Annotated in this window: 11 protein-coding genes and 2 pseudogenes; 8 read left to right on the top strand and 5 right to left on the bottom strand. The window is 23.9% G+C overall.

The genetic code is table 4. From position 1 onward, the window contains the following. Window positions 1-62 precede the first annotated feature (62 nt). Together AACK95_RS06610 and AACK95_RS06615 are read right to left on the bottom strand one after the other, a co-directional pair. The gene (locus AACK95_RS06610) at window positions 63-1301 is read right to left on the bottom strand and encodes an IS256 family transposase (RefSeq protein ID WP_338981080.1); all 1239 of its coding nucleotides are present in this window, start codon (window positions 1299-1301) and stop codon (window positions 63-65) included. 57 nt (window positions 1302-1358) lie between these two features. After that, window positions 1359-2243: an IS30 family transposase gene (locus AACK95_RS06615; protein ID WP_338980097.1), complete on the bottom strand. Its 885-nt coding sequence runs from the start codon at window positions 2241-2243 to the stop codon at window positions 1359-1361. Window positions 2244-2283: 40 nt separating this feature from the next. Here AACK95_RS06615 and AACK95_RS06620 point away from each other — a divergent pair, with 40 nt between their 5' ends. After that, window positions 2284-3378: an APC family permease gene (locus AACK95_RS06620; RefSeq protein ID WP_338980099.1), complete on the top strand. Its 1095-nt coding sequence runs from the start codon at window positions 2284-2286 to the stop codon at window positions 3376-3378. Here AACK95_RS06620 and AACK95_RS06625 read toward each other — a convergent pair. From AACK95_RS06625 to uvrB, 3 genes are read right to left on the bottom strand one after another with little or no spacing between them, the layout of a single operon-like run. After that, window positions 3344-3799, bottom strand: coding sequence for a methylated-DNA--[protein]-cysteine S-methyltransferase (locus AACK95_RS06625; protein WP_174481403.1), 456 nt, complete (start codon window positions 3797-3799; stop codon window positions 3344-3346). The two genes, AACK95_RS06620 and AACK95_RS06625, sit on opposite strands and share 35 nt — an antisense overlap. Window positions 3800-3852: 53 nt before the next feature. Next, window positions 3853-4518 carry a CatB-related O-acetyltransferase gene (locus AACK95_RS06630; RefSeq protein WP_422397175.1) on the bottom strand — a complete coding sequence of 222 codons (666 nt, stop codon included), beginning with the start codon at window positions 4516-4518 and terminating at the stop codon, window positions 3853-3855. Between the two features lie 17 nt (window positions 4519-4535). After that, window positions 4536-6521, bottom strand: coding sequence for an excinuclease ABC subunit UvrB (uvrB, locus tag AACK95_RS06635; RefSeq protein WP_338980103.1), 1986 nt, complete (start codon window positions 6519-6521; stop codon window positions 4536-4538). A 312-nt stretch (window positions 6522-6833) separates the two neighbouring features. Here uvrB and AACK95_RS06640 point away from each other — a divergent pair, with 312 nt between their 5' ends. The 7 genes and pseudogenes from AACK95_RS06640 (at window position 6834) to AACK95_RS06675 (ending at window position 12318) form a co-directional block, all read left to right on the top strand. After that, the gene (locus AACK95_RS06640; protein ID WP_338980105.1) at window positions 6834-7607 is read left to right on the top strand and encodes a hypothetical protein; all 774 of its coding nucleotides are present in this window, start codon (window positions 6834-6836) and stop codon (window positions 7605-7607) included. Between the two features lie 46 nt (window positions 7608-7653). Next, window positions 7654-7791 (top strand): hypothetical protein, encoded by a 138-nt coding sequence (locus AACK95_RS06645; RefSeq protein ID WP_252320481.1) that lies wholly within the window; start codon window positions 7654-7656, stop codon window positions 7789-7791. Between the two features lie 134 nt (window positions 7792-7925). Further along, a pseudogene (locus AACK95_RS07185) lies at window positions 7926-8926 on the top strand (IS256 family transposase); the annotation flags it as partial. A gap of 107 nt (window positions 8927-9033) precedes the next feature. After that, window positions 9034-9984, top strand: coding sequence for an IS30 family transposase (locus tag AACK95_RS06660; protein WP_338979395.1), 951 nt, complete (start codon window positions 9034-9036; stop codon window positions 9982-9984). A gap of 28 nt (window positions 9985-10012) precedes the next feature. Next, a pseudogene (locus tag AACK95_RS06665) lies at window positions 10013-10249 on the top strand (transposase); the annotation flags it as partial. 602 nt (window positions 10250-10851) lie between these two features. Then, window positions 10852-11799 carry a rolling circle replication-associated protein gene (locus tag AACK95_RS06670; RefSeq protein WP_338980111.1) on the top strand — a complete coding sequence of 316 codons (948 nt, stop codon included), beginning with the start codon at window positions 10852-10854 and terminating at the stop codon, window positions 11797-11799. Window positions 11800-11976: 177 nt separating this feature from the next. After that, window positions 11977-12318, top strand: a complete 342-nt coding sequence (locus AACK95_RS06675) for a hypothetical protein (RefSeq protein ID WP_338980113.1) — start codon at window positions 11977-11979, stop codon at window positions 12316-12318. Window positions 12319-12453 lie beyond the last annotated feature (135 nt).

Below are 12453 nucleotides of genomic sequence, written 5' to 3' on the forward strand. Positions count from 1 at the left end.
ACTTCATTTTTATTAGTTTTGAGGCTTTTTAGTAATCTGTGTTTCTTTGTTTTTGCAAAGTACTAGTTCAGATTAATTCTGTCTTCAAATTTTATCATAAAATGAGCAATTGCTGTATTTCAATTTTGAATGGGCATTGTTCATTTTTTTGTTATATTTTCAATTGCTAAGTAAAATATTTTGAAAACTGCCATATCATTTGGAAAAACTTTTTTATTTCTGATGACTTTTCGTAATTGACTATTAACAGATTCAATAGAATTTGTAGTATAAATCACTCTTTTGATTTCTGGAGGATAACTAATAAAAATCATTAAATTATCTCAATTTTTATATCAAGATTTAGCAATTTGAGGATAGTGTTTATTTCATTTACTTTCAAATGATTCTAAAGCTTGCATTGCTTGTTCTTCACTACATGCATTATAAATTGGCTTTAAATCTGTAACTAGTGATTTTCGATGTTTGTATGAAACATATTTTAAACTATTTCTGATTTGATGAACTATACATAATTGATGTTCAGTTTTAGGATAAACTGATTGTATTGCTTCTGACATGCCTGTTAAGTTGTCACTACAAGCAATAAGAATATCATTTAAGCCACGATTTTTCATTTCTGTGAAATTTGCTAATCAAAATTTAGCGCCTTCATTTTCACTAATTCATAAACCTAAAACATCTTTTTTACCTTCTAAATCAACACCTAAAGCTATATAAACTGATTTGTTAATAATGCGTTTATCTTGTCGTACTTTAACTACTATACAATCAAAATAAACAATGGGATAAATGCCTTCTAATGGTCTATTTTGTCATGCTTTGACATCATCAATCAAATCATCAGTAATTTGACTAATAACACTTTCACTAATATCAGCACCATGATATAACTCTTGTAACTGCATTCTAATATCTGATAATGTCATACCTTTTGCATATAAGGAAAGAACTTGTTGATCAAAACCATCAAATCTTCTCTGTCTTTTTGGCACTATTAAAGGAATAAAATTACTATTACGATCTCGTGGTACATCAATCTCAATTTTACCTTGTTGAGTTATTAATTTTTTTGAACTTATACCATTACGAGCATTGTCACTATTACTATGTTGATTTTTTTCATATCCTAAATAATTTTGCATCTCAGAATTCAAGATTTTTTCAACTAAACGTTTTGTTAATTCTTTATATAAACCCCCTTCTTTAAAAACTGTTGTTAAATCTTCAGTATTTTCTAATAATAAATCTACTGCTTTTGATATTGGATCATTATTATTAAAGTTATCTTTTTTAGCCATCTGTAACTCACTCTTTCTAGTCATTTAATTATATTTACTAGAATTAATTAAACATAGTTATTTTTGTAAGTTACACAGATTACTAAACATTACCTTAGTTTTTGAAAAAATAAATTTTTTAGGAAATTTTTCTCTAATTAAACCATTAGTATTTTCATTAGTACCTCTTTGTCAAGGTGAATATGGATTGGCAAAATAAATTTTTACATCTAAATTTTTTTCAAGTTGTTGTCAATTTGAAAATTCTTTGCCACGATCAAAAGTAATAGTTTTAACAATGTTTTTAGGAAGAATTGATAAATAATAACTGACATTTTTATTAATAACTTTAGTAGTTCTGTTTTTAACTAATATTGCTAAAGTAAATCGTGATACTCTTTCAACTAAAGTTATTAAACATGATTTGCTTTTGCCTCTTGATGATACTATAGTATCTCCTTCTCAATGACCAAGTGTTATACGATCATTAACATTTATATCTCGTTCTTTAATTGATTTACCATTAAACTTGCCACGATTTTCTTTAGATTTTCGTTTTTTACCTTTTCTTCTTAAATTTTTACTAGTAACTTTATCAAACATTCCAAAATAAATTCAAGTATAAATTGTTTTAAAACTAATAACTCACTCTTTATGAAAATTTTTAATTCTGCCATAAATTTGTTCAGGTGATCAACCTAATAGTAATTTTTGTTGTACATATTTTACTAAATTCTTATTTTTAAACTTATGAAAACTAATATGTGATTGTTTTCGATTTTCAGCTTTATTTTGTGCAATTAATGAAAAATAATGATTATTATCTTTATTTCTATTAATTTCTCGAATAATAGTACTAATACTTCGATTAAGATTTTTAGCTATTTCACTAATTTTAAATTTAAATTTCAATTGATTCTCAATATAAATCCTTTCATCTATGCCAAGATGTTTATAACTCATATAAAAACTCCTTACTTTTTTCTAAACTAAATTTAGCATTATGAAATTTTTATATGAGAATTTTTTGCAATTTTATTTACTTGCAGTTACAAGTATAATTCAGCAAAATAGTTCTGGAAAAACACAAATTATTTTTACAATTTTAAAAGGATTACCAATTACTTTTGTTTTATTTATTGCTATGATTTATGGCAATACAGATATCTTTAATAGTGAAATAGTTCAAAAAGATTTATCAAAAATTTTTCTTGCAACTTATGTTTTATTACCAGCAACAACAATGACACTATTTGCCTATTCAGGAATTGAAACAATAACTTATGTTACTGAAGAAGTAGAAAATCCAAGAAAAAATGTACTTTGAGCTTTAATTGTTGCAGCAGGACTAATTATCTTTTTATATTTAATACTATTAATTGCTTTGTTAACTATTAATGAACCACTTTCATGATTAGATAAAAATGATGGATTTAGTAACGTTTGATATTATGCTATTATCAATAATCCTAATATTCCTCATGTTTTAGCTTATATTTTTTCAGGACTAGCAATTTTATTATTTGTTGGTTCACTAAATGCATTTCTACTTTATCAATCACGTTTAATTTTTAAAATGAGTGAAGAAAAAGATTTGTTTAAATTTTTTCAAAAAACAACTAAAAGAACTAATATGCCATGAGCTGCTATGTTACTATTAATATTTGCTGCTTTAATTTATATTTTATGAAATCAATTGTATGAAGTAACTAATTACTTTATTATTGCTATTAGTTTTTTAAAATTAATTGTTAATTCAGTCATTATCTTTTTAAGGCGCAAACATCCAGACTACCAAAAGATTTTTAATAATTTTTGATTTTACTTTTTCATTATTATTGGTTATTTAGGAGCAATAATTGCTATTGTTGGATCATTTTTGGCAATGTATTATTATGGTACACAAAATAATAATATGTGAGCATTATGAAATTCACTAATTTTAATTGCTGTTATGTTAGCAGGATATCCTGTTTACTATATTAAAAATTATGTAGTTAAAATTGTTAACAATTTTAAAAATCAAAAAAAGATAATCAATCATAAAAAAATAATCTTATACCTTATTTACTTTCTTGTGCTAATAAAAAATTTTTAATATGAGCACCATAAAGATAATTAACAATATTCTTATTTTTATTAACAACACGATGACAAGGAACAATAATTGCTAATGGATTTTTACTTAAAGCTGAACCCACTGCCCTACTTGCTTTTGGATAACCTATCTTTTGCGCTAATTCTTGATAAGTTAAAGTTGTCCCAAATTGAATAGTACAAGTTTTACTCCATACTAATTCTTGAAAAGGAGTTCCTTTTAAAGCTATTGGTAAGTTAAAATCACTTAATTTTTTATCAAAATACATTGCTAGTTGTTTTAAGCAATTAACTACCACTATATTACTACTATCCTTAGCAACTTGACGAGTATTAACGAAGCTAACTTTTACTACTTGTTCTGCAACTACTATGATTTCAATTAAACCTATTTTAGTAGTTAAATAACCATATTTTTTCATATTTTTTATTACCCCTTTATTTTATTTAAACTATTACTTTCTTTTACAAGTTCTTATAATATTTTATTATAAAAATTTTGTTTTAACAAATCCGAATTTTCAACAATCTTTTCAATAGATCAATCTCATCATTTTATATTTTGTAATTTTTGAACTATTTTTTTAGAAAAACGATATTTTATAATTTTAGCAGGATTACCACCAACAATAGCATAAGGAGGTACATTTTTTGTAACTACACTTTTAACTGCAATTACTGCCCCATTACCAATAGTTACCCCTCTTAAGATTGTCACATCATGACCAATTCAAACATCATTTTCTATCACTGTTGGTGATTTAATCGGAAATTTATCTAATTTATCTTTTTCTGTAACTTCTGATAAATTTAATGATTTATAAAATAATGGTAAAGGAAATGTTGAAACTGCAGAATAATTATGATTGCCACCATTCATTATAAATAAAACACCTTGTGCAATTGAACAAAATTTACCAATAATTAATTCATCATCTATCATATTTGGAAAATGATAAATTATATTTTTATTTTCAAAATCAATAGCTGCTTGTTCGCCATTAAAATCATGATAATAAGTATAATCACCAATAAAAATTTTAGGTTTAGTAATATAATTTTTTATTAAAAATATTGTTGGTATATGAGGATTAATTTTAGTATTTGGACTTATCAAAATACCTTTTTGTGCTTTATCGATTAACTTATTTTACTCCTTTATTTTTCACTTTCAATACTCAAAATTAAATCACGAAGTGAAGCTGCCTTTTCAAAATTTAAATCTTTAGCTGCTTGTAACATTTCAACTCTTAAATCAGCAATTATCTTTGTTTTAGCAGCCATTTTTGTTTTACCTTTACTTGAATTTAAAATTTTTAAATCAACATCTAATTCTCTAGTACTCACGATTTCACTCAATGGTTTTTTAACAGTAATTGGTACTATATTATGTTTTTTATTATAAGCAAGTTGAATTTCTCTTCTTCTTTGCGTTTCTTCAATTGCTTGTGTCATTGCCTCTGTCTTAATATCTCCATATAGTATAACATGACCATTAACATTTCGTGCTGCGCGACCAATAGTTTGGATTAATGATTTAGTATTACGTAAAAAACCAGATTTATCAGCATCCAAAATACAGATTAATGACACTTCTGGTACGTCTAATCCTTCACGTAATAAATTAATACCAACAATAACATCAAAAACACCTTTTCTTAAATCTAACAAAACTTTAGTATGTTCTAATGTTTTTAATTCATTATGAATATAAGCAACTTTAATTTTTTGTTCTTGTAAAAAATTTGATAATTCTTCTGCCATTCTAATTGTTAAAGTAGTAATAAATACTCTTTCATTATTTTTTGTTCGTAATTTTATTTGATTAATAATATCTTCCATTTGATTTTTAGTTGGTTTAATTTCAATTGTTGGATCTAATAAACCCGTGGGACGAATAATTTGTTGAACTGGTACATTAAAGGGTTCAACTTCATTTTTAATTAAAGATAATTCATAATCAGCAGGAGTTGCTGAAGTATAAATAACTTGCTTTAACTTATTAGAAAATTCATTAAAATTTAAAGGACGATTATCCAAAGCACTAGGTAAACGAAAGCCATATTTTACTAATGTTTCTTTTCTGCTACGATCAGTATTATACATTCCTCTAATTTGCGGTAATGTCATATGAGATTCATCAATAATTGTTAAAAAATCATCTGGAAAAAAATCAATTAAAGTATATGGTGCTGAACCCACTTCTCTATTTTCTAAATGACGAGAATAGTTTTCAATACCACTACAAATACCAAATTCTTTTAAGGATTCTAGATCGTGTTCTGTTCTTTGTTCTAATCTTTGCGCTTCTACTAACATATTATTTTTTCTTAGTTGTGCTAATGTTATTTTTAACTCTTCAGTAATTTTAATAACTGCCTGATCAACACGACTTTTACTTGTAATATAATTTTGCGCAGGAAAAATTGTAATAAAGGGAAAACGTTCTAAAACATTAGCGCCTAATGTATCAATACGTGCTATTTCTTCAATTTCATCACCAAATAAACTAATTCTTAAATAAAATTGATCATTTCAAGATGGAGCTAACTTTATTAAATCACCTTTTGCACTAAAACTACCCGGTTCTAATGTAATATCATTACGTACATATCCATTTTTAATTAGTCTTAATAATAAATCTTTTCTATTAATTTTTTGTCCTTTTCTCAATTCAAAAAAGTTGTCTTTATATGCTGTTGGTTCTTGTTCACCATAAATTGCTGCTACTGATGCTACAACAATAACATCTTTACTAATAGATAAACCATTTAAAGCACTTAATCTTAACATTTCAATTTCTTGATTTTGTTTAGAATTTTTATCAATATAAGTATCGGTTTTTGGTAAATATGCCTCGGGTTGATAAAAATCAAAATATGAAACAAAATATTCAACGCGATTTTCAGGAAAAAAAGTTTTCAATTCTCCATATAATTGCATAGCTAATGTTTTATTATGTACTAAAATTAAAGTTGGTTTTTGCACTTGCACAATAACATTGGTCATTGTAAAAGTTTTACCCGTACCAGTGGCTCCTAATAATACTTGGTATTTAATATTATTTTTAATAGCTACTACTAATTTTCTAATTGCTTCAGGTTGATCACCTGTTGGTTTATAAGGCGCTTTTAATTTAAACATAACTTTATATTCCTTTAAAACATTCTATATACAATACCATATTATTTTAAATAAAATAATAATAAAACTTTTATATAATTAAAATTATTATAAAACAATATAAATACTATACTTATTTTTTGATTTTTATAAGTATAAAAAATTATAATAAATTTCTTAAAAAATTTAAAGTTTAGTTATCAAATAAATCCAATGTTTAAAATTGACTTATTATCGTTTATATTTTATTTTACTTAGAATATAGTAAAATTTTAAACAGATAATTAAAATAATTTTTATATAAAGTAAAAAAACTAAAAAGGGGGAATGATTATGAAAACACTATTAACAGCAGTAAGTTTTTTAACGGTTTCATCATCAATTGGAAACTTAAATTCTATTTTAAACACCGAAATTAAAACTACAAATATTTTAAAAAATGAACCAATAAAATATGATGGAAAAGATGAAATTTGTACTGTCTGAAAAGAAAATTCAAAAAGTCCTGCAACATTAATTTATATAAAAAGTAGTACTTTAGATAGTTGATTTAAACTTTTTTCTTTAAATGACCTTGAAAAATTAAGAGAAAAAATATACTACGATACCATAAAATTTCCTTATCAAGGAAATAATTGAGCAAAACCTAACATATATAAATTATCAGAGGTATTAATGAATATTCTTAAATCTTTAACTAGTATACATGGATACAATACATACGGAGTTGAACTATGTTACTATTTTGGAACTTTGTTTAGTAAAAAGCCACAATTTTCACCAAATACTCACGATAAAAATATAATAGAAAAATATTATAAATTTTTATGACATGATACTTTAAAAATTGCATTAAGTCGATATGAATGACAAAAAATTTTAAATACTAATAAAAATAAAACTGAAATTTTTAATATTATTTCTAGATTTCCCGAATGAGATGCAAGTGGTTGAAAAGGTTATATCTCAAACAAAGATTTATATACTTTATCTGAAAAAATTATTGAGAATTTTAATCAATTAAAAACTAAATTCGAAAATAGTAATACAGGATGAAAAGTAGTAACTAACACTACTGGCTCATGAACAGAACTTGAACAAGAATAAAATATACTTACAAAAAAATAATGAAAAGAAAGAGAAAAAAAATATAATGTTTAAAAAATTTAAAGAAATTTTCAAAAAGAAAAAATGACATTGTGATTATTGTAAAGAAAATTATCCTCTACTTTGTCCAATCAAAGGATTAGAAAAAGATGGAGAAGATTTTGAAAAAAAACCAAAAGATTAATTTTATACTTTAAATAAAAATAGGCATTTGCCTATTTTTAGGTAATGTTTAGTAATCTGTGTAACTTACAAAAATAACTATGTTTAATTAATTCTAGTAAATATAATTAAATGATTAGAAAGAGTGAGTTACAGATGGCTAAAAAAGATAACTTTAATAATAATGATCCAATATCAAAAGCAGTAGATTTATTATTAGAAAATACTGAAGATTTAACAACAGTTTTTAAAGAAGGGGGTTTATATAAAGAATTAACAAAACGTTTAGTTGAAAAAATGTTGAATTCTGAGATGCAAAATTATTTAGGATATGAAAAAAATCAACATAGTAATAGTGACAATGCTCGTAATGGTATAAGTTCAAAAAAATTAATAACTCAACAAGGTAAAATTGAGATTGATGTACCACGAGATCATAATAGTAATTTTACTCCTCTGTAATAGTGCCAAAAAGACAGAGAAGATTTGATGGTTTTGATCAACAAGTTCTTTCCTTATATGCAAAAGGTATGACATTATCAGATATTAGAATGCAGTTACAAGAGTTATATCATGGTGCTGATATTAGTGAAAGTGTTATTAGTCAAATTACTGATGATGTGATTGATGATGTCAAAGCATGACAAAATAGATCATTAGAAGGCATTTATCCCATTGTTTATTTTGATTGTATAGTAGTTAAAGTACGACAAGATAAACGCATTATTAACAAATCAGTTTATATAGCTTTAGGTCTTGATTTAGAAGGTAAAAAAGATGTTTTAGGTTTATGAATTAGTGAAAATGAAGGCGCTAAATTTTGATTAGCAAATTTCACAGAAATGAAAAATCGTGGCTTAAATGATATTCTTATTACTTGTAGTGACAACTTAACAGGCATGTCAGAAGCAATACAATCAGTTTATCCTAAAACTGAACATCAATTATGTATAGTTCATCAAATCAGAAATAGTTTAAAATATGTTTCATAAAAACATCGAAAATCACTAGTTACAGATTTAAAGCCAATTTATAATGCATGTAGTGAAGAACAAGCAATGCAAGCTTTAGAATCATTTGAAAGTAAATGAAATAAACACTATCCTCAAATTGCTAAATCTTGATATAAAAATTGAGATAATTTAATGATTTTTATTAGTGCTGAATTATACTTGTAAGTGCAAGTAAATAAAATTGCAAAAAATTCTCATATAAAAATTTCATAATGCTAAATTTAGTTTAGAAAAAAGTAAGGAGTTTTTATATGAGTTATAAACATCTTGGCATAGATGAAAGGATTTATATTGAGAATCAATTGAAATTTAAATTTAAAATTAGTGAAATAGCTAAAAATCTTAATCGAAGTATTAGTACTATTATTCGAGAAATTAATAGAAATAAAGATAATAATCATTATTTTTCATTAATTGCACAAAATAAAGCTGAAAATCGAAAACAATCACATATTAGTTTTCATAAGTTTAAAAATAAGAATTTAGTAAAATATGTACAACAAAAATTACTATTAGGTTGATCACCTGAACAAATTTATGGCAGAATTAAAAATTTTCATAAAGAGTGAGTTATTAGTTTTAAAACAATTTATACTTGAATTTATTTTGGAATGCTTGATAAAGTTACTAGTAAAAATTTAAGAAGAAAAGGTAAAAAACGAAAATCTAAAGAAAATCGTGGCAAGTTTAATGGTAAATCAATTAAAGAACGAGATATAAATGTTAATGATCGTATAACACTTGGTCATTGAGAAGGAGATACTATAGTATCATCAAGAGGCAAAAGCAAATCATGTTTAATAACTTTAGTTGAAAGAGTATCACGATTTACTTTAGCAATATTAGTTAAAAACAGAACTACTAAAGTTATTAATAAAAATGTCAGTTATTATTTATCAATTCTTCCTAAAAACATTGTTAAAACTATTACTTTTGATCGTGGCAAAGAATTTTCAAATTGACAACAACTTGAAAAAAATTTAGATGTAAAAATTTATTTTGCCAATCCATATTCACCTTGACAAAGAGGTACTAATGAAAATACTAATGGTTTAATTAGAGAAAAATTTCCTAAAAAATTTATTTTTTCAAAAACTAATAAAAATGAAGTTCATAAATTTATATTGTCTTTAAATCAAAGACCGAGAAAAATACTAAATTATCTTTCACCAATCGAATATTTGGATAGAAAAATAATTTAGTTGCACTTACCTTTACAATTTAGCTAGTTATCCTCCAGAAATCAAAAGAGTGATTTATACTACAAATTCTATTGAATCTGTTAATAGTCAATTACGAAAAGTCATCAGAAATAAAAAAGTTTTTCCAAATGATATGGCAGTTTTCAAAATATTTTACTTAGCAATTGAAAATATAACAAAAAAATGAACAATGCCCATTCAAAATTGAAATACAGCAATTGCTCATTTTATGATAAAATTTGAAGATAGAATTAATCTGAACTAGTACTTTGCAAAACAAAGATACACAGATTACTAAAAAGCCTCATTAAATGAGAAAAATAACTAATTTTTTGAGATGGACTAATAAAGATTAATTGATGTGCTAATATATTTCTACCTTCAATAATACCTTTTATTAAAGGACTTTTATCAAATCCTAATGTATAATCATTATCCTTTGATTAAAATCATTTTTTTCTTTATACATATCTTCTAATTGACTTAGTAAGATATTCATTTTTTTGAATTTTCTTTAAACTATCTGTAACATTTGCAATTGCCTGCTGTTTATTTGATGTTACTGGTTTAGTTTTCTCTGCAAAATAATTTTGCATATAAATATCTGAAATATTTGTTTGTTTAGTTATATCAATAATTATTGAACCTTAATAACTTTTATCATTAAAACTACTAATTATTTTTACATTTTATTTTAGAAATTTTTTGTCATTCTTATTTATTGCCGTGAATAATATTATATAATGGTATTTAATTAAGTAACGTTTTTCTTTTATTGTTTGTTTTTATATTTTTTTATGTTAAGATTTGTTTGTTATTAAAATATATAAAATTGGTTTTTTAAAACCTAGAATTGCGAAATTTTATATGGATATTCAACAGGATTTTTATATTAAAAAAGTTTTTTATGCTTGTTATGTAAAAAATATAGTATTACCTATTTCATTTTTGACTAATATTGGAAATAAAAAAGGTAAATGTTATGTTGGTAATAAGCAAAAATTAAGAAATAGTACTGTTCGTACTAAAACTAATTTAATTCAAAAAGCATTACATAATTTTTATAATACTAAAATGTTAAGTTTTGTTACTTTAACTTATAAAGATAATATGCAAGATGTTAAAAAAGCAAAAAAATATATTGGTTTATTTTTTATTAAATTACAAAAGTGATGAAATGACCCTAAACGTTTTTCGCATTTAGGAGAATTAAAATATTTCTATGTTTATGAGTATCAGTCTCGTGGTGCTATTCATTTTCATATAATTTTCAATAGAAAGATACATAAAAGTATGTTAGCAGAATGATGAACTCATGGTTTTAATGATTTAAGGCTAGTTAAAAAAGGTACTAATGAATTTGTTATTAAATATTTAGGAAAGTATGTTACAAAAGCAATAGATGATGTTAAGTCTTTAAATCAAACAGATGTAGGTGTAAAGGCTTATGCTTTTAGTCGTAATTGTAAAAATCCTATTGTGGTTCGTGGTATTAAGAAATTAACAATTGGAGATATAATTAAAGCAAGTTTTAATGCTACAAATGTATTTTATTTTAAAACTCAAAGAGATAGTAATGGTAATACTGTTATGATTGGTGGTATTATTGAAAGTATTGTTATAAATGATTATTTTAAAGAGTATGAAGATTACGAACGCTATGTATATTTAAGTGCTTTATCGCATAAGCATTATTTACGGACTAGTGAAATTGGTTATTTAATTCAAAGAGATAAAGATGTTTTGACTTGGGTAGATAAAATTTTTGGTAATAAAGTTGAAAAAATAGATTTTAAGAAAAAAGTTTTACATTAGAAGAAAAATTTAATTTTTTCTATAATTTTACTTGTATATATATATATATATATATATAATGGTTAATGAACATTAGTAATTATCGCAATTCTTATTAATGTTCATTTTTATTATAGTTTTTAACCCATTACTTTATTTTAAAAGTAAATGGGTTTTTATTTTGAAAGGATAGTTTGTATGAAAGATAAAAAGAAAAATATAATTTGAAAAAGAATTATTAATAAAAAATTTAATAAATTAATTGATTCTATTGAAAAAGAACAAGCAAAATTAAATTCTTTTGAAAAAGTTAAAGAATGATTAAATAAACAAGAAAATTTAGAAAATTTAGAACTATTAGCAGATATTGCATGTCAACAGAAAAAAATAAAAATTGAAAAATGAAAAGAAATTCATTGAAAAAAAGAAATTATTAACATAAATAAAAATTTACAAAGTAATGATATAGATTATATTGACTTGTTAAATCAATCATCAACAAATGCATATATTAATGAATTAAAATTACCAAAAATTTAGAAATTAATATTAAAGTACCATTATCACTAAATAATGATACAAAGTTTTTATTTTTTTATGATATATTATTATTAAGCGTAGGTTACCCTACTATGCTTAACTTATTAAATTAAATTTTAATGAATTGCGAAGGTT

Origin of the sequence: Spiroplasma endosymbiont of Lasioglossum malachurum, from assembly GCF_964020065.1 — a bacterium.
Taxonomy (GTDB): domain Bacteria; phylum Bacillota_I; class Bacilli_A; order Mycoplasmatales; family VBWQ01; genus Spiroplasma_E.